The organism is Poriferisphaera corsica, assembly GCF_007747445.1.
In the GTDB taxonomy this organism is placed as follows: Bacteria; Planctomycetota; Phycisphaerae; order Phycisphaerales; family Phycisphaeraceae; genus Poriferisphaera; species Poriferisphaera corsica.
The window spans coordinates 3,677,232-3,694,933 of the sequence record NZ_CP036425.1 but is presented as its reverse complement, the minus strand read 5'-3'; the positions used below and the strand labels follow the sequence as shown (position 1 = coordinate 3,694,933).

The following is a 17,702-nucleotide window of genomic DNA, read 5'->3' as shown; positions in this document are numbered from 1 at the left end:
CGAAGAACACGAAGAAAGGCCAGAAAACACATAAAAATCGCACGTTTTGTTCACGACGAAATTCGTAGCCGATGATTCGGAAAACCCGAGTCCATCTATTGGAACGCGATCTGCGTTCCTCACGCCTCGTCTATTTCTGAGTAAGCATAAACAAGCAGACCGCATCGCTTAAATTGAACGTTATGCGCACGAAAAAACCTCGTGCGCACACACGAGGTTTTTAACTGTATTCGATTTAATTATTTAACCACGATCTGATTCGCACGCGTTACTTCCATTTGAGGCGTGCCGCGAAAAGCGCTGACCTTACCAGTGACCTCAATCTGTTTGCCCTTGAGGCTGACCCAGGGCTTGCCACCTTTAAACGCGCTATATGCTTTTTTGGGGATCATGATCGTAAATTTGCCACGAAAATCACTCGTGAAATTCAAGAAGCATCGGCTACCAATATCCTTACTGACAACAACCGTTCCAGCGACCGTAACCTCTTTTCCTACATGATGTTTCGCTTCGTTCCAGGGGATCACACCCTCACCCAAAACCGGGTTCAGAGGCTCCTCAATCTGGCCGTCCACACCCACAATCTTGATCTGCTCAGCATTCCTTACCGCGATCTGAGGTGCTTTCTTGTGAGTCGAAACCAGCCCAGTCACCTGAATGGTTTGACCTAGATAAGCATTTTCAGGGTTGCCGCCCGGCACCTGATCGTATGCATCGGAGAACACAACGACACTGAATTTACCTCGCCAATCATGGGTGAAATTCAAGATGGTGAGCCCACCTAAATCCTTGGCTGCAACAACTTTACCTTGTGTTGTAATCTTTTGGCCGACGTGCTGGTAGGCTGCTTCCCACGGGATCGCATTCTTTGCGAGTGGTGCTTTGGCCTCCATGATTGTTGGGGGCGGCACGATATTAGGGAAGATGAAGTTCGCGGGCAGTGGTGTGGGGTGCTTGCCTACAACTTTTATATCTCCATCGTACAACGCGATTTGCGGTGCGCCGCGGTAGAGGATAACGCGGCCGGTAATCTGTAATGTTTGCCCTTCATAGTTGGCTGGATCACCGCCTGGAGCGGTGTCATACATATCGCTGAAGCAAATGACAATGAAGTCTTTGCTCATGTCATTGGTGAAATTGAGGAAGGTGAGTCCGCCGATATTGTTTGCTCGCTCGACATGACCTTCAATAGTGATGATGCGCCCTAAGTGCTTTGGTGCCATGTACCAAGGAACGATCTCGCCGGGGGATGGGGCAGGGTCGCGTTCGGATTCGAGCGGCATGAGCCGCTGTGCGTCGAAGGGTTTAGGGATTGATTCGCCTTCTTGCGGGATGGGTGAGCGGCCAGCTTTGACGATGAGGGGAGCAGCCGATGCGGTCGTGGTCATGATCAACGCGAGGCAGCAGATGAGTGCGGCAGATATGTAAATGATTGATTTACAGTTGTTTAGCGTGATTGAGACGGGCTTACGGTTTGGCATCATCCGTGGACTCCTCTTAGGTATGAGTTCAATCCCGAGGGGCTATGATAACAGAAAAGGTCTGTCATTCAGAGCGAATTCTGTGGTGCGATGATTGCTGGTTTTGTGGGCTGCACGGCCGATGATATTGAAGTGGATCACATGGGGATTGGTGATAACTGTATTTCGGTGATTGGGTTATAAATGATGAAGGTTTTGATTGTTGGCGGCGGCATCGCGGGACTCACGTTGGCGGGTTTGTTGCAACGGCGGCCTCATACAGAGGTGATGTTGATCGAGCGGGCCAACCGATTTGAGGATCTGGGTGGTTTTGCAATTGGGTTGTATCCGATGGGTAGCCGGGTGATGCATGGGTTAGGTGTGCATCAGGATTTTGTGGCTCGCAGTTGCCAAATGAATGGGTATGCGATCCATGATGATGCGGGGCATTTTGTTCGGCGGTTTGATTGGGAATCGTTGGGTCAAAAATATGGCATGACCAGAATCATTGGTCGTGATGAATTGATTGATATTTTGCGAGGCGGTGTGAGTGATCAGGTCCATGTGCGGATGGGGGTCACGGTTGAAACGATTGACGAACAGGCGGAAAAGGTGCGAGTAAAAATGAGTGATGGGCTGGAGGATGAATTTGATTTAGTGGTGGGTGCGGACGGGGTGCATTCACGGGTTAGATCGCTTTGTTTTCGCGAGGGAGATGTGTTTGAGCCAGGGGTTGGTAAAGGAATTGAGCGGAAAATACTGAAAAATAAGGCATCTGGTGATGTGAGTGAATCTGAAACCCAAATAGGGGGGGGATGGGGAGGATGGGGGGGATGGGTTTGGTGGACGGAGATTGGTGTGGCGAGAGAAATGGGAGATATTGTTGAGCATTGGGGGAGAGGCCGATTTATGGGTTTTTATCCGACGAGTGAGCGGATGTGTGTGGGACTGTTTGGGCCTAATCGAGAGATAGAGGTGGCAGGGATGGGGCGAAAAGAAAAAGTGCGGGCGTATATGGGTGAGTTGGGTGATCGGTATGCGGATGTGATGGATAGTTTCCCCGGCGATGAGCAGCAGATGGTGTATTGGCGGCTTGGGGATTGCTGGAGTAAGCGGTGGTACACGAATCGGGTGGTCTTGGTGGGTGATGCGGGAGGTACAGTGTTGCCAACGGCTGGGGCGGGGGCGTCGATGGCGCTTGAGAGTGCTGCGGTGTTGGCGGATGAATTGATGAGAGTGGGGGCCGCGGATGTGACGCAGGCGCTGCGGCTATATGAGAGGCGGCGGATGAAGCGGGTGAAGGCGGTGGTGAATCAGTCGAGACGGATTGCGAAAACGATGGTGAAGACGAGTGATTGGGCGATGCGGTTGCGATTTATCAAGATGCGGATGCTGCCAAGCTGGCTGATTCATCAGCTGATTATCAAAGGGATGCGGCGGCCGATTTAGATTTATCGATGGTTTGAGATTGTTGTTGTCGCATAAAACGGGTTGGAAGGTAGCCCACGGCTGGTGGTGGTGGGCTTGCTCACGGGATGTGAGATTTGAGGTATGACAGTGAGAGGGGAGGGGATTATGATGGGGTGATGGACAGGATTCAAGGACAGAGCAAGGTTGTGGGGGTATTGGATGCGGCACTGATGAGCGGGAAGTTGCATCATGCTTATATGTTTCACGGGCCGGTAGGTGTGGGGAAATATAGTACGGCTGTGGAATTTGCAAAGGTGGTGCTGTGTCTGGATCCGGTGACGGACTTACGGGGGAAGGTTGCGGCGTGCGGGGCGTGCAAGAGTTGCCAGTTGTTTAAGCCTATCGAGACAGCAACGTTTGGTGTTGATGAGCAGCGCGAACAAGCGGATCATGATGAAAGGCGGGGAAATGAGGGAGATGATGAAGGCGGGTTGAAGGGGGCGCATCCGGATTTGCATGTGGTGGTGAAGGAGCTTGCGCGGTATAGCGATGATGCGAATATTCGAAACAGAAAACTGACGAGTATTCCTGTGCAGGTGATTCAGGAGGCGGTGCTGGATAAGGCGTATAAGAAGCCGGTGATGGGTAAGGGGAAGGTTTTTATTATTGATGAGGCGGAGTTGATGAACGCGTTTGGTCAGAACGCGATTTTGAAGACGCTTGAGGAACCTGCTCCGGGAAGTGTCTTTATTCTTGTTACGAGTAGTGAGGATCGGTTGTTGCCGACGATTCGATCGAGGTGTCAGCGGATTGGGTTTGTGCCGCTTGGGGATGATGTGGTGAGGCGATGGTTAGAGCGACATGAGGCGGAAGTGATGCGTGGGTTGGATGATGAGATGCGTGAGTGGTTAATCGGATTTAGCGGTGGGAGTTTGGGGCGAGCTGAATTGGTGGTGAAGTATGGGTTATTTGAGTGGGCGAGAGAAGTGTTGCCACGGATTGAAGGGATCGCGACGGGGCGAGCGGATGGTGAGTTAGGTGGGATGATGGCGGGGATGGTGGACGCGTTTGCGAAAGCGTGGTGTGATGGGCATGACGGGGCGAGTAAAGAAGCAGCGAACAAGATGGGCGCTGGATTGATGTGGGGGATGGTCGCGGAGCATGCGAGGCGGCAGATGATGATGAATGCGGAGCAAGTAGGCGTGGGTGATTTAGAGCAAGGTGAGAATGTGATGGAGCCTTGGGCGAGGGTGATTGAGTATGTGACGGAGGCGGAAGAACTGTACCGGTCTAATGTTAAGATAGATATGGTATGTGACCATTTGGTGATGAAGATGACACAGGCAATTTATCGGTGTAAAGCGGTTGGGAGTTGAATTTTTGCAGTTGTGTGTAGAGGAGATTCAACGTTGTTTGAGATTGATTTGGTTGTTGCTCGTATCGCAGATTTGAACGTAAGATTAGCGCGGCCACTATTGATCGGTGTTGACGGATTGGGTGGAAGCGGGAAAAGTACATTTGCACGTGAGTTGGCGGATGCGGTTAAAGCGCCTGTGGTCGGGATGGATGAATTTTACCGTGTGATGGATGAGGATGAACGCGCGAAACTAGGGGCAAAGGATGGGTGTTGGCGGTATTTTAATTGGGAATATGTGCGTTCATCGGTGATTCAGCCTGTGCTTCGCGGCGACAGAAAATTGAGTTATCAAGTTTACGAATGGACTAATAGTCGATTAGGCTGCAATCGTGAAGTTGAGATCGATCAGGTTTTGATTGTCGAGGGTGTGTATGCGTGTCTGCCAACATTGGCAGCGTATGATATTCAGATTTGGATTGATGTTCCGCGAGAAGTTGCGACGCAACGTGTAAAAAATCGTGATGAAAATGAGGAAATTTGGATACATCGTTGGGCGGCAGCAGAGGATTGGTATGCAGAGAATATTGTTGATATGAAGGGTTTTGATTTTGTGTTTAGCGGTGAGACTGGGGAATTAACATTGTAGGTGTGTGAATGGATCGCATTAACCTCTGAGATGGAGGTTTTATTTGTGGTGGTTATGTGTGATGGGTGTGATTAATAGGTGTGGAGTGTGATGTCTGGGTCAGGAAGTTTGAAGTAGCGGGTGATGAGGAGCGTGATTTGTGAGGCGGCGTTGTCGTAGTATTCTGCAGGCGGGGTCGCATCGATTGGGAAGTTGAATTTCAGGTTGGCGAGGCCGCGCGCTGAGATGTGGAGAATGAGTTGCGACCAAAATAATCCGATGAAATATTCAATGGTGCTGTGGTCATTGATATCGATGTGCGGTGTGAGAAGTGCGGTCAGATGATCGTTGGCGGGTGTGGCGTGCTCGGAAATGATTTTCTGAACAGCGATGTCTTTACTGTAGATTGCACGGCCGATGAGATCAATGTGGGTGATGTGAGGCAAGGTTGTGAGTGAATGTGTGATGCTCTTGGTAATATCTAATAGTGCATTAGAAATATTGTGTATGGTGAGGTTAGATTCGAGATAGGGTTTGAATATTTCACGGAAATCAAAAGATTGCGTGAGGATGTGGATGATTGCCTGGTGGTAGAGATTTTCTTTTGAGGTGAAATGGTACATGACGGTGTTGAGTGAAACGCTTGATTGGGCAGCAATTTCACGGATGCCGACTGCGTCGTGTCCTTTGTCAGCGAATCGTTCAATGGCGATGTTGAGGATGCGAGATTTTGTATCGTTGATTTGATGGTTATGGTCAGACATGGTGTGGGAGCACTTTGTGAATTGGTTGGGGACAGATAACGGCCATTGTGTTATGTGAGGTTTGGGTGTGCGAGTTGGGTGGGTTGAAGATCACGCAACATGTCAGGTGGGGGAACAGCCAGGCTGAGAAATGCTGCGTAGGTTAATCTTAAGATATTATTTTGATGATAAGTACTGATTCGTGCAAGCTGTGATGATGTAAATAATTGTTAATCAATTGCGAGAATTGGAATGGTCTAATTTTGAAGTGATTCCGGGGTTGCAAAAATGTAAGTTGTTGTAGTTTCGGTGCATAAATTACTGGACTGTCAGGAATGGATGGGTTATATATAGTACGTTCGTATAAAGAAATTTTATGAGTTTTTATATGAGTTTAATTGGTGTGGGTTTGGCTTCTCTGGATAAATGTGAATAAGTGTATTGTGTGCTTGTTGTGGGAATTGATTAGATTTTTGTTTGGTTGTTTGCGTGATGTGTTGTTGTAGAGGGAGTGAGATGGACTTGAGGGGTAGGGTGGGGGCGTTGTTATTGAGACGGGAATGAGGTGTCAGGTTGGGTAGATTTTGAGTCGATAGAATGTATAGCTGTGTGGAAGAAGGTTGGTGAGGTGAGGTGTTAATAACGGGGTGTTATAGCGATGTCGTGGCTGACGATTTATTTTATTTTTGAATGGGTGTTGAGGATCGTGTTGGTACTGGTTGTGCTGCGCAAGCCGACGATGCCGAGTTCGAAGATGAGTTGGTTGGTGGTTGTGATGTTTTTGCCAGAGGTTGGGCTGTTTTTGTATTTGATATTGGGTGTGACACATTTGGGGTGGCGGCGTAAGCGTGAGCATAAATATGTGTTGGATTTAGCAAGTACTCAGAGTCAGGTTGGGATGACGGAGATGATGGCGAAGGATAAGGAGAAAGGGGGTGATGTTGGGGCGAAGGTGAGAGATATTGTTGAGCCAGAGCAAAAAGCAATGGTACTTCAGGCTCAGAGTATGAGCGGAAATCCGATCGTCACGGGTTCGGATGTTCAATTTATCGCATCGAGTAAACGGTATGTTGATCTGTTAGTGAAAGATATTGATGAAGCACGTGATCATGTACATTTGCTGTACTATATTTTTGTGGATGATGATTATGGTAGGCGAGTGGTCAATGCGTTGATTAGAGCGGAGAAGCGGGGGGTAGCGTGTCGTATGTTAGTAGATGCGGCGGGGAGTCGTGGGTTTGTGAAGGGGCATGGTTTTGGGGAATTGAAAAAACATGGTGTAGATGTACATGCTGTTTTGCCTGTTAATATTTTGCGACATAAGTTATCGCGGATTGATATGCGTAATCATCGCAAGATAGCTATTGTTGATGGTAAGGTTGCGTATGTTGGTAGTCATAATGTTGTTGAGGAACACTATGGTGGCCAGGATGATATGAAGTGGGTGGATTTGAGTGGGCGATATGAGGGGCCGATTGTTTGGCAGATGCAACGGGTATTTTTAGACGATTGGGTTTTTCAGACACAAAAGCAATTAGATGAGATGGGGCTGTTTCCAGATGCGAAGAAGGTGGGTGGGGTGAGTGCACAGGTTGTGCCGACAGGGCCAAACTATGAAGCAGAAACATTTAGGCGTGTATTAATCGCGGCGTTGAATAGTGCGCAGCACCGTATTGTGATGACGACACCGTATTTTGTGCCAGATGAGCCGACGGTGCTGGCGTTGAGTATGGCGGCGGATCGGGATGTCGATGTTCGATTGGTGGTGCCTAAGGATAATAATCATCCAATGGTGAAATTGGCTGGTGAGTATTATTATGATTACTTGCTGAATTCCGGGATCAAGATTCACCAGTTTGAGAATGGGTTGCTTCATTCGAAGACGGTGACGGTGGATGATGCGTTTGGTCTGATGGGGAGTGCGAATATTGATATGCGGAGTTTTCATCTCAATTTTGAGGTGAATGTGTTGATGTATGGTAAGGATGTGACGCAAAGATTGAGGGATGAGCAAAAAACCTACATGACTTATTCAACATTGATACATTTGGATCATTGGCGGGATCGTAGCAATTGGCGACAGTTTGGTGAGGCGGTGTGTTCTTTGTGCTCGCCGTTACTGTAGATCTCGGGTGGTGAGGGCAAGGCGGCAGGGGTATGATATTTGTATGAGATATGATTTGATTGCTGTGGATATGGATGGAACGCTGCTTGGGCGTGATGGGGAGGTGAGTAAGGCGAATCAGGATGCGGTAAGACGTGCGGTTGATGCAGGTGTGAGGGTTGTGCCTTGCACGGGGCGAGGTTGGCGGGAGGCTAAGTTTGCACTTGAGGGGTTAGTGGACGTGATAGAAGTGGGGATTTTCGTAACTGGGGCGATGGTAAATCAGATTAATAGTGGGGAGAGCGTAGAGATTGCTGAGATTGAGCCGCATTTGGCGAAAGAGCTGATTGATTTTTTGGGAGCAGAGCCTGAGGCGGTTTTGTGTTTTCGAGATGCGAATGTTGTTGGGCATGATTATTTGGTGACGGGTAGTTGCGAGTTAGTGGGAAATACATCTTGGTGGTTTGAAAAATCGAGTATTCGGTCGGCAACGATGCCGAGGGTTGGTGTGGAAGATCTGCATGCGGTGTTGCGTGTTGGTATGGTTGCATGTGGGCCTCGGCTGATTGAGATGGAAGAGAAGATTCGGGATGCGTTTGCTGATCGAGTTTTGGTGCAGCATTTCATGGGTGTGCAGATGCCAGATCCGGTGGATACGGTGTATATCTTAGAGGTGTTTGCTGCTGGGATTGATAAGTGGCGCGGGGTGAGGTGGTTGGCAGATCAGTATGGTATTAAAACGTCGCGGATTGCGTGTATTGGGGATGAGATTAATGACGTGTCGATGTTGAGTAATGCTGGATTAGGTGTTGCGATGGGGAATGCAGTAGAAAAGGCTGCGATTGTGGCCAATAGAAGAACATTGTCTAATGAGCAGGATGGGGTTGCTTACGCAATCCACAAAATGTTGGATGGTGAATGGTAAGATTTGGCGTGTTGTTAGTTTGAAAGATAGATTTAATCTGAGGATAAGAGATGATGGAGCAAGTTGAAATCGAAACGGTGAGGGTGGCTATTAAGCGATTAGATGGGAATGTGGCCGGGCAGTTGCCGACGTATCAGAGTGAGCATGCGGCGGGGATGGATGTGTATGCCCATTTGGATAAGCCGATGATTGTGAAGGCAGGTGAGATTGAGCTTGTGCCAACAGGTTTTGCGATGGCGCTGCCGATTGGTTGGGAGGCCCAGATCCGGCCTCGGAGTGGATTGGCGGTTAAGCATGGGATTGGTGTGCCGAACGGGCCAGGAACGATTGATGCGGATTATCGTGGAGAAGTGAAGGTAGCGCTGATTAATCATGGGAAAGAAGATTTTATAATCGAGAATGGGATGCGTGTCGCCCAGATGATTGTAAAGCGTGTGCCGATTGTTGAGTGGCTGGAGGTGGATGAATTACCTACAACGGCAAGGGGTGTTGGTGGGTTTGGGCATACAGGGCATTGATATGATCTTAAAAAAAGCGGCGATTTAATTCGCCGCTTTTTTAGTGTTTTTTATGTGTTGATACCAGTCATACCAGCTTCGGGGTAGCGTTGGCCACCAAAGAATCCTGGAGGAAAGCTGTTGTCGATTAAGCTGATTTCATCGCGAGTCAGCTCGATGTTTGCGGCTTGGATATTCTGATCTAAGTATTTGATTCGTTTGGTTCCGGGAATGGGAAATATGGGTACAGGGCGATGAAGTAGCCATGCGATTGCGATTTGACCTGGCGTGCAGTTTTTTGATTGAGCGAGATCGTTCAGAAGGCTTAAACGTTTGAGATTGTTGTTGAAATTTTCTTCGTTAAATCGTGGGGAGATGCGTCTGAAATCATCATCGGCGAGGTCGTTTAAGGATTTAATCTGGCCGGTGAGCAAGCCGCGACCAAGTGGTGAGTAGCTGACAAAACCCGTGCCAACATCATGGCAAGTAGGAAGGATATCGGCTTCGACATCACGTGTTGAGATAGAGTATTCGGTTTGCAAGGCGGCTACTGGTGTGATTTTACAGGCTTTTCGTAGTGTATTTGCGGATACTTCGGAAAGGCCAATCTGTCTGATTTTGCCTTGCGTTTTGAGTTTCGCGAGTGCGTGCATGACGTCTTCGATAGGTGTTTCGCCGCTGAATCTGTGGATGTAATACAGGTCGATGTAATCAGTCTGAAGGCGTTTCAGTGATGCGTCGCAAGCGTTGTGAATGTATTGAGGTGAGTTGTCAATTTTTCTTGCGTATTCGCCAGGTTTGCGAACGATAGCGCATTTGGTGGCGAGTATGATCTTGCTGCGTTTATCGCGGATGAACTTTGATAGTAGTTGTTCATTATGTCCGCAGCCATAAATATCTGCGGTGTCGAAAAAGTTGATTCCGTTATGGTAGGCGTGATTGAGTATGTTGAGTGATTCGGCTTCTTCGGTTGGCGGGCCGTAGAATTCGGAGAGGCCCATGCATCCAAAACCAAGGATGGAAGCTTCTAAGTTGCTGTTGCCGAGTATATGTTTTCTCATTGTGGTTATCCTGTTGGGGCGTTTGGCTTGCAAGTGATTAGCAGGCTAATTAAAGCATTGTGTTTCATGCATATCAGTGTAAATGTGCTTTCGTTTTGCGCTATGTGTTGGGTAAATAGTATGTTGCTATTGACTGAAAATCTCTTCGCTTTTACCGGAAATCAGATTGAGCATTTTTTGAGTATCTTTGAGTTGTTTGGTGGAGCATTCGGCGGTGAGTTGATTGATTGCTTGGTAGTAACGTGGCATGATGTTTTTTAAAAGGTTTCGGCCTTTTCGTGTGAGTTTAACGTTTGTTGCGCGTGCATCTGTCGGGTGTTCAATTCGTTCGATGTACAGATCATTTTCGAGACTATTGAGAAGATTGGTCATGGTTGCGCGTGTGATTCCCTGCTTCTTTGCGAGTTCAGAAGGTGAGGATGTTTGCGAGGGTTCACGTTGCAATAAGACGAGCGTGATCCAGCGGCCATGTTTGAGGTTGTATTTAGATAAGAATTGATCGAGATTGTTGAGTAGGTCTGAGCCTGTTTTGAGTATTTGCAGGAAGAGAAGTAGGCCTTGACGGTTGAATTGTCCGTGGATGGCTTGGGCATGTGTGATGACTTGCTCATCTGGAAGATCTTGGAGTAGAAACATATCTATATAATTAGCGGGCTAATGAAATTTGTCAAGTTCAATAATAGTCGCGACTTTTGAGGTCGTGTTTATCTTTCGGAGGTCGTGCGTTCAGCAGCAATAGGAAAACACCATGTGAGTGTACGATTGTTGATGAATGTTGTGTGTATTTCAACAGCCCATGCGATGCGTGGATAGTCGAAACGTGTGAAATGAGAGGATGGCCTTTGTTTGGATGGAGGGACGCTAAAGCGATGTGAGCCGGTGATAGTCTGGCCCGGCAGGATGTGCTGATGTTGCTGGATGGTGTGTGTCATTGAAAAACAAGTACGCGATGTAATGCCTGTGAGTTGTTTGCAAGTCAGGTTGATTTTGATTGATTGGATTTCACATGCTTTGGCAAACAGAAGATCAGTACGGATGGCGAGTGGTGCGTCGAGGAATATTTGTGGCTGAGTGGTTAGAGCGCGTATGGTCTTGATTGGCTTGGCGGTATGTAATGCTGAAAATCCCATCGTAGCTGGAATGAGTGTCAGCATAACGGCAATGATTGTGATGAGTGTTGGTATGATGAGTCTGGTGTGTTCGTGATCGTAGTAAGCGAAAAGAAGAAAATGAATGAATGGCAGGAGTATCAGAATTGACCAGAGCAGAGAGATAAAGATCATGCCGAAGGCATAGAAAGATGGGATGTGCTCTGTAGTTAATTGATACCAATGATAACGGTTTGGATGATGTGGTGTGTGAGGCTTACTAGAAAAAATGCCTGCGTTTCTGATCAAAAAGCAGGTCATGAAAATTAGTAGCATTGAAAAAATGGTTGCAATGTAAGGTGTGAAAGTGGTGTGAGGGGTAAGGAATGCCATCATTAGATTTTGTGTGGAAACGTATGCTGTTGTGACTTGTTGAGGTTGGTATTGTTCGGCGACTTTTGACGCCCAGGGCTGTGAGCCGAATTGATTTAGTGGCGCGTATTTCGTTGATGCATAGATCTGGCCGCCGATCTGATATCGATAGGTGATGACGGGTCTGTAGAAGCCAAACCATGTTTTATGGACGTGCGTCTCGATAATAGTTGCGCGTGTGGGTTCATAAGTAGTGGTGAGTTGTGTTTGGTAATCGATCCGTAGCAATCCCCAGATTAGCAGGGCTGTTACGATTACTGCGACCGATGTGATCAGAGCAAAAAAACGCAAGATATCGCTCGCTTCGCAGATAAAGGGACCCATCCGAGTTCGAAGTCAATAAACTCGGCCCACATGATAAATCATCGGCTAAAACTTGCGATCAACTGGGGACAAGCAGCGAAGGGTGTGCGAAGAGGTCGTCGTGAGGTATGATTTGTAACGATGATAGCGCAAATTAAAGGTAAATTGATCGGTATCGATACTGGCTCCGCATTGCTGGAGATTCAGGGTGGTTTTGTTTATGAAGTTCTCTTGCCAACGTTTGTTGTGAATCGATTGGGTGGGATGATCGGACGTGAGGTGAAGCTGTATACGATGCATTATCTCGAAGGTGTGGGGCAAGGTACTAGCTTTGTGCCGCGGTTGGCAGGCTTCCTGACACGCCAGGACAAAGCTTTTTATGAGCTGTTTACATCCGTTAAGGGGATTGGCAACCGCAAGGCGCTTCGTGCCATGGCATTGGCGAGCCATCAGATTGCGGGTGCAATCTTGGATCGGGATCTTGCGACGCTTCAAAGTCTTCCAGAAATTGGCAAACGTACAGCTGAAACGATTGTGGTCACTTTGAAAGATAAAGTTGAGAGTTATATCACACCCGCCCGTGAGGAAATTGGTGCGGTTAGTGCGGCCAACGAAATGGCGGTGGTCGATACCGGGGAATTAGTGAGTACAGATGCTCATCCTGAACAAGAGAAAACAAGCGGTCGGGGGACATTGGTACGAGATGCACTTGACGTATTGGTGGAGCTTGGTGAAAACCGGATATCAGCAATGGAGCGGATTGATGCGCTGCTCGCAGACGAGTCGGAAATTGATACAGTTGATCAAGTTGTAGCGAGTTATTATCGGGCAACAGCACGATAATGTGCCAGATATGCTATAAGATGCCGTAAAATTGGAATTGCTTTCTCATTTATTCATGTTTTCTGCCATTGTCTTTTAAGTGGAACCCATCGATATACGAATACCGGAATATAAGGAATAACCCCTGCAGTGTTGTAGTGGGTTGTATTCGTCTTTAGGTTCATTCTGCGTGGAGGCATGGAATGAGGAATTTATCCGTTCGTATGAAGGTTGTGGTCTGGTGTGGCCTGACCATGATGATCGCAATGATTTGCGGCTTTGGTTTTTCTGGTTATCAGATCTGGACTGAGACCGAGGAGCGAGGTGTTCAGGAGGCTATGAAGGTTGCGGCTGAGGCTGCAAATGATATGAAGGGGGATATGGATGCGATGGTGAAATCGGCGGAAACTTTTATCGCAGCCGTTTCTGATCAATCCAAAAAACAACCCATCCTCTATCAGAATGCTCTCTCAACGACTAACCGTGTTGCATTGGTCAATCCGTCTGCATTTAGTACATGGTTCTGGGTCGACACTTCTTCGATGGATATCAGCGGCTTCGAGCCAAAAGATGGCAAAGAAATTGATGCGAACAAACTTTTTGCAGTCACTGTTCGAAATATCGGTGGCCAAATCGAATCGACAGTTCGCGGTAACAATACGGTTGGCGATTCGGATGCTTGGTACAATATTCCATTTCAACAAAAGAAAACAACTTTTTCCGAGCCATATTTTTGGGATTATGGTGACGGTGTGAAACGCTTGGTTTCAAGTATTGCTCTTCCTGTTTTTCATGACGACAACGTGATCGGTGTTGGCGGCCTCGACATTTCCATGGACGAAATGCAGAAAGTTGCTGACAACTGCGAAGCTTTTGATGGTCTTGCGAAACTCGTTATTCTCAGTCCCGAAGGCATGATCATTGGGTATACCGGTGATGCAGCACGCGTTGGGAAAGATCTTGGCGAATACAGCGAAGCATTTAAAAACCTGCGAGACAGAGTGCTTACCGGTGAATCCATGTACATCTGGACCTCTTCCGGCGATCTCGTTCTCTACTACCCGTTCGAGCTCGGCAGCACCGGCCAGTACCTCGTCAGCGCCATGCGTATCCCCGGCTCGGTCATCATGGCCCCCGCCAAAGCCGCCCTCTACCAAATCATCGCACTCGGCATCGTCTGCCTCACCATCGCAGGCTTCCTCATGTGGTACGCCGCTGGCAAAATCAGCAAGCCCATCCAAAACGTTGTCGATAGCCTCAACGATATCTCTCAAGGCGAAGGCGATCTAACCGTTAGATTGACCATCAACTCCAAAGACGAGCTCGGCAACCTCGCCCAAGCTTTCAACGTCTTTGTCGAAAAAGTTCACGATACTATCTCCGACGTCATGCGTCTCACGCTCGACGTCGCCAGCGCATCGACCCAAATCGCCGCGTCCAGCGAGGAGATCGCCGCCGGCATGGAAGAGCAGTCCGGCCAGGTCCAGGAAATCTCTACCGCTGTCGAGGAAATGAGCGCTTCCATCAATGAAGTCGCACAAAAAAGCCACGACGCCAACTCAAGTGCAGGGGATGCCAAGCAGGTTGCTCTCGACGGCGGCGACATCGTCCAGCAAACCATGTCCGGCATGAATGAGATCGAAACCGTCGTCAGCGATTCCAGCCTATCTATTGGTGAGTTAGGCAAGCAAGGTGAACGCATCGGCGAGATCATCGAAGTCATCAATGACATCGCCGATCAGACCAACCTCCTTGCCCTCAATGCCGCCATCGAGGCCGCCCGTGCCGGTGAGCATGGCCGAGGCTTCGCGGTTGTCGCCGATGAAGTCCGTAAGCTCGCCGACCGCACCACCAAAGCCACCGACGGTGTCAGCGAACTCATCTCCGGTATCCAGGCCGGCACGCATCAGGCTGTCGAAAAAATGAGCAGCGGCACCGAGATCGTCGGCAAGGGTGTCGATTCCGCGCGTCGTGCCGGTGAGTCGCTAAACAATATTGTGGATGGCGCAGAGAACGTCGCTGAGATGGTGCAGTCCATCGCCGCCGCTGCCGAGCAGCAGTCCGCCGCTTCCGAGCAGATCTCACGCAACATTCAGTCGATCGCCGCCGTGACGCACCAGTCCCGTGAAGGCACTCAACAAGCCAGCGTCGCCGCCGCCGGTTTGTCAGAAAAAGCCGAATCACTCAAGCAGCTCGTCGCACAATTCAAAGTCAAAGACGCTGCATAAACTTATAACGACACATAACTGCTTATGCCTCGTTGTATGCAAGTGTGAGACTATTTGATCCAGATAGTCTCACACTTTTTGATTTATCAAATAGAAGAAGGGCTTGGCATTTTTCAACGCCAAGCCCTTTGTTTGCAGCGATGATGGCTTTATTGATCAGTGCCAGGCACGACATGGAAAAATTCTTCCTGCACAATCTTGTTGTCTTTGACGGTGTACAAAGCAACTTCTTCCATATGCATTTCTTCCTTCGTTTCTTTATTCACGACATCCATGCAAAATGCTAGTGCAAAACGTTCGCCATGTGGATACGGCCCGTAAACGTGTTGATCCTTCATCTCGAACGCATTCAACCACCATTCATTCTTACCGCGTACCGCCTGGATGCCTTCCATCCTTGCTGGCATATCGGGGCTGCTGCATGGTTCAATTGAAACGATATTTTCGTCATACAGCGTGTCGACCGCTTCTAAATGTCGTCCCTCTTTGCAAAGATCTGCAAGTTGATTCCCTAAATCCAATGTTGATGTTGCTGGCATAGTCTTTCCTAGCGCAGTGATAGCTCACTACTTCTCGTAGATGTATAAAAACATTTCAATTAATGAAACACAGACGTACTCACCGAATACATAATCCCTTAGCCGTGCTTTTTATTGCAGCAATATGTAAGGTTAATGTTCGGGGTACGTGCAGCATCATAAACCGCATTGTTCAGTAGTTCAATACCTAACAAGCGATTGTTTTAAAATTAACTTTGATAAGCATCAGGGCGAATAATCCCGCATCTACATATCGCGTGTTCTTGAGCGTGTATTCTTATTGAATGAGGCTGAAAGATAGCCTGAACCATTGGATCAAAATGGTTTCCCAAAAGCCTAACCAAGTATTAGTGTTCAGTAAAAAGCTACGCGAAATGTTTTACAAGCTCGTCAAGGCAAGCATTCCAGCCTGCGACATGATCCTCAAGTGATTCCTGATCTGGAAAGCCCGAGTGGATAAACGTCAATTCAGTGTGATTCACATCCGGTGTTGGATTATCAAAAATAGCGGTACAGATCGTATCCCGTACCCCATTCTGCGGCAGCTCCCAAGACCATGTAAACGACAGTGTGTTAGGCTCGTCCAACTCAATGAAATGACCCATGACAATATAGTGGTCATGTGTTTCCTCATTCAGCAAAATAATTCTGAAAATCCCCATCTCCGTCGGATTGATTTGGCAATCATCACATACCAATCCTGGCTCAGGTTTAAACCAATGCGCCAATGTGTCCGCATTGAGCCAAGCATCAAACAACTCATCCGCGGATGCATTGATCGAACGGGTTAATTTCAATGACAATTCTTGATTACTGGTCGTCGACATGATCGAGCTCCGGAGTCCCCACGCTGACCGAAACTTCTGGCGTTAGTGTGTATAAGTAGTAGCTAATATTTTCTCAGTTTTGTCTTTCAAAAGCAATGATAATTCATTGCGATTTTCCAACATAAGCACCATAAAAAAAGTGCTGCAAATTACGCTGCAGCACTTCATGAAATTTCATTTAAACGAGATTTTATGCAATCCCTTGTTCTGCCAGCCAACGTTCTGCGTCAATTGCAGCCTTGCACCCCATTCCAGCAGCCGTGATCGCCTGTTTGTAGACGTGATCTGCCACATCGCCTGCAGCAAATACACCTTCAATCGATGTGTAAGAACGGTACGGATCAGTCAGCTTAAGGAATCCGGTCTCATCCGTTTCCAGTTGGCCATCTAAGAAATCAGTGATCGGCGTGTGGCCAATAGCCATGAATAGACCGGTCAGATCAAGTTCGCGTTGCTCGCCTGTTTTTGTGCTTTCGAGCTTCACCCCTGTGATCTTTTCGTCACCATGAACATCCACGACCCGTGTGTTCCATAGGATCTCGATCTTCGGGTTGTTCTTTGCTCTGTCTGCCATGATTTTTGAGGCGCGTAATTCGTCACGCCTCACAACCATGTAAACTTTCGATGCAAATTTCGTGAGATATGAGGCTTCTTCGACTGCCGAATCCCCGCCACCGACAACCGCTAATTCCTTATCTCTAAACATCGGCAATGCCCCGTCGCATACCGCACATGCCGACACACCGCCGCCAGTCTGTGCTAACCGCAATTCGTTATCCAAGCCCAACCAGTTCGCTTTCGCGCCCGTCGCAATAATCACAGCTTCAGCCTTGATCGTCACCCCGCCATCGCCTTTGACCACGAACGGCCTTTTTGACAGATCAACCTCCGCAACATTTTGGAACGGCGTATACAAACCCATCTCAATCCCCGACTCATCCTTGATCCCCTTGTCCGTCACGACCCGTGTGCCGAAACGCATTGCCTGATCGAAAAACTGCTGCATCATCTCCGGCCCCATCACCCCTTTCGGGAAGCCTGGAAAGTTCTCGACATCCGTCGTCAGCATCAACTGACCGCCCGGCAACAAGTCTTTTCCTGCCGCACGACCCGGAAACACAACAGGATTCAGGTTCGCTCGCGCCGCATAAATCGCAGCCGTCCAGCCCGCAGGCCCAGAACCGATAATGACAACTTTTTCAACGATTTCGTTATTTTCTTCGCTCATGATGCAGATTGTACAAAAGGAGAATTAAACTGGCCAAGTACACCCAGCCACAT

Annotated in this window: 16 protein-coding genes; 8 read left to right on the top strand and 8 right to left on the bottom strand. The window is 48.3% G+C overall.

Annotation, left to right across the window (positions count from 1 at the left end; genetic code table 11):
- Positions 1–239: 239 nt before the first annotated feature.
- The gene (locus tag KS4_RS15085) at positions 240–1,484 is read right to left on the bottom strand and encodes a hypothetical protein (RefSeq protein ID WP_145080000.1); all 1,245 of its coding nucleotides are present in this window, start codon (positions 1,482–1,484) and stop codon (positions 240–242) included.
- A 183-nt stretch (positions 1,485–1,667) separates the two neighbouring features.
- Between KS4_RS15085 and KS4_RS15080 the strand changes: the two genes are divergently transcribed.
- From KS4_RS15080 to KS4_RS15070, 3 genes are all read left to right on the top strand, one after another.
- Positions 1,668–2,909, top strand: coding sequence for an FAD-dependent oxidoreductase (locus tag KS4_RS15080; protein ID WP_200761328.1), 1,242 nt, complete (start codon positions 1,668–1,670; stop codon positions 2,907–2,909).
- A gap of 137 nt (positions 2,910–3,046) precedes the next feature.
- Positions 3,047–4,246: a DNA polymerase III subunit gene (locus KS4_RS15075; RefSeq protein ID WP_145079994.1), complete on the top strand. Its 1,200-nt coding sequence runs from the start codon at positions 3,047–3,049 to the stop codon at positions 4,244–4,246.
- A 33-nt stretch (positions 4,247–4,279) separates the two neighbouring features.
- Complete coding sequence (locus KS4_RS15070; RefSeq protein WP_200761327.1) at positions 4,280–4,873, top strand: uridine kinase family protein; 594 nt, start codon at positions 4,280–4,282, stop codon at positions 4,871–4,873.
- 71 nt (positions 4,874–4,944) lie between these two features.
- Here KS4_RS15070 and KS4_RS15065 read toward each other — a convergent pair whose 3' ends face one another.
- On the bottom strand, positions 4,945–5,616 hold the full coding sequence (locus KS4_RS15065) for a TetR/AcrR family transcriptional regulator (RefSeq protein WP_145079989.1): 672 nt from the start codon (positions 5,614–5,616) through the stop codon (positions 4,945–4,947).
- Between the two features lie 637 nt (positions 5,617–6,253).
- On the opposite strand from KS4_RS15065, the gene cls reads away from it, so the two are divergent.
- The 3 genes from cls to dut are packed head-to-tail and all read left to right on the top strand — an operon-like array spanning position 6,254 to position 9,142.
- Positions 6,254–7,720, top strand: a complete 1,467-nt coding sequence (cls, locus tag KS4_RS15060; protein ID WP_145079985.1) for a cardiolipin synthase — start codon at positions 6,254–6,256, stop codon at positions 7,718–7,720.
- A 43-nt stretch (positions 7,721–7,763) separates the two neighbouring features.
- Positions 7,764–8,624 (top strand): HAD hydrolase family protein, encoded by an 861-nt coding sequence (locus KS4_RS15055; protein ID WP_145079983.1) that lies wholly within the window; start codon positions 7,764–7,766, stop codon positions 8,622–8,624.
- A 53-nt stretch (positions 8,625–8,677) separates the two neighbouring features.
- On the top strand, positions 8,678–9,142 hold the full coding sequence (gene dut / locus KS4_RS15050; RefSeq protein WP_390620481.1) for a dUTP diphosphatase: 465 nt from the start codon (positions 8,678–8,680) through the stop codon (positions 9,140–9,142).
- A gap of 50 nt (positions 9,143–9,192) precedes the next feature.
- Here the strand turns inward: dut and KS4_RS15045 are convergent, their stop codons facing one another.
- From KS4_RS15045 to KS4_RS15035, 3 genes are all read right to left on the bottom strand, one after another.
- A complete protein-coding gene (locus tag KS4_RS15045; RefSeq protein WP_145079980.1) occupies positions 9,193–10,182 on the bottom strand; it encodes an aldo/keto reductase in 990 nt (329 codons plus the stop codon).
- Positions 10,183–10,308: 126 nt separating this feature from the next.
- On the bottom strand, positions 10,309–10,818 hold the full coding sequence (locus KS4_RS15040) for a MarR family winged helix-turn-helix transcriptional regulator (protein ID WP_145079977.1): 510 nt from the start codon (positions 10,816–10,818) through the stop codon (positions 10,309–10,311).
- A gap of 68 nt (positions 10,819–10,886) precedes the next feature.
- Positions 10,887–11,993, bottom strand: coding sequence for a DUF3592 domain-containing protein (locus KS4_RS15035; protein ID WP_200761325.1), 1,107 nt, complete (start codon positions 11,991–11,993; stop codon positions 10,887–10,889).
- 153 nt (positions 11,994–12,146) lie between these two features.
- Between KS4_RS15035 and ruvA the strand changes: the two genes are divergently transcribed.
- Complete coding sequence (ruvA, locus tag KS4_RS15030; protein WP_145079971.1) at positions 12,147–12,848, top strand: Holliday junction branch migration protein RuvA; 702 nt, start codon at positions 12,147–12,149, stop codon at positions 12,846–12,848.
- A gap of 182 nt (positions 12,849–13,030) precedes the next feature.
- Positions 13,031–15,055: a methyl-accepting chemotaxis protein gene (locus KS4_RS15025; protein WP_145079969.1), complete on the top strand. Its 2,025-nt coding sequence runs from the start codon at positions 13,031–13,033 to the stop codon at positions 15,053–15,055.
- Between the two features lie 149 nt (positions 15,056–15,204).
- Here KS4_RS15025 and KS4_RS15020 read toward each other — a convergent pair whose 3' ends face one another.
- From KS4_RS15020 to KS4_RS15010, 3 genes are all read right to left on the bottom strand, one after another.
- Positions 15,205–15,594, bottom strand: coding sequence for a nuclear transport factor 2 family protein (locus tag KS4_RS15020; protein ID WP_145079967.1), 390 nt, complete (start codon positions 15,592–15,594; stop codon positions 15,205–15,207).
- Positions 15,595–15,959: 365 nt separating this feature from the next.
- A complete protein-coding gene (locus KS4_RS15015) occupies positions 15,960–16,421 on the bottom strand; it encodes an SRPBCC family protein (RefSeq protein WP_145079964.1) in 462 nt (153 codons plus the stop codon).
- Between the two features lie 190 nt (positions 16,422–16,611).
- Positions 16,612–17,649, bottom strand: coding sequence for an NAD(P)/FAD-dependent oxidoreductase (locus KS4_RS15010; RefSeq protein ID WP_145079961.1), 1,038 nt, complete (start codon positions 17,647–17,649; stop codon positions 16,612–16,614).
- Positions 17,650–17,702 lie beyond the last annotated feature (53 nt).

Excerpts from the sequence above, each read along its gene's own strand:
- KS4_RS15055 (WP_145079983.1), top strand. The coding sequence starts at position 7,764 with ATGAGATATGATTTGATTGCTGTGGATATGGATGGAACGCTGCTTGGG.
- ruvA (WP_145079971.1), top strand. The coding sequence starts at position 12,147 with ATGATAGCGCAAATTAAAGGTAAATTGATCGGTATCGATACTGGCTCC.
- KS4_RS15015 (WP_145079964.1), bottom strand. The coding sequence starts at position 16,421 with ATGTCGACGACCAGTAATCAAGAATTGTCATTGAAATTAACCCGTTCG.
- KS4_RS15040 (WP_145079977.1), bottom strand. The coding sequence starts at position 10,818 with ATGTTTCTACTCCAAGATCTTCCAGATGAGCAAGTCATCACACATGCC.
- KS4_RS15045 (WP_145079980.1), bottom strand. The coding sequence starts at position 10,182 with ATGAGAAAACATATACTCGGCAACAGCAACTTAGAAGCTTCCATCCTT.
- dut (WP_390620481.1), top strand. The coding sequence starts at position 8,678 with ATGGAGCAAGTTGAAATCGAAACGGTGAGGGTGGCTATTAAGCGATTA.
- KS4_RS15020 (WP_145079967.1), bottom strand. The coding sequence starts at position 15,594 with ATGCCAGCAACATCAACATTGGATTTAGGGAATCAACTTGCAGATCTT.
- KS4_RS15010 (WP_145079961.1), bottom strand. The coding sequence starts at position 17,649 with ATGAGCGAAGAAAATAACGAAATCGTTGAAAAAGTTGTCATTATCGGT.
- KS4_RS15065 (WP_145079989.1), bottom strand. The coding sequence starts at position 5,616 with ATGTCTGACCATAACCATCAAATCAACGATACAAAATCTCGCATCCTC.
- KS4_RS15075 (WP_145079994.1), top strand. The coding sequence starts at position 3,047 with ATGGACAGGATTCAAGGACAGAGCAAGGTTGTGGGGGTATTGGATGCG.
- KS4_RS15080 (WP_200761328.1), top strand. The coding sequence starts at position 1,668 with ATGAAGGTTTTGATTGTTGGCGGCGGCATCGCGGGACTCACGTTGGCG.
- KS4_RS15025 (WP_145079969.1), top strand. The coding sequence starts at position 13,031 with ATGAGGAATTTATCCGTTCGTATGAAGGTTGTGGTCTGGTGTGGCCTG.
- KS4_RS15085 (WP_145080000.1), bottom strand. The coding sequence starts at position 1,484 with ATGATGCCAAACCGTAAGCCCGTCTCAATCACGCTAAACAACTGTAAA.
- cls (WP_145079985.1), top strand. The coding sequence starts at position 6,254 with ATGTCGTGGCTGACGATTTATTTTATTTTTGAATGGGTGTTGAGGATC.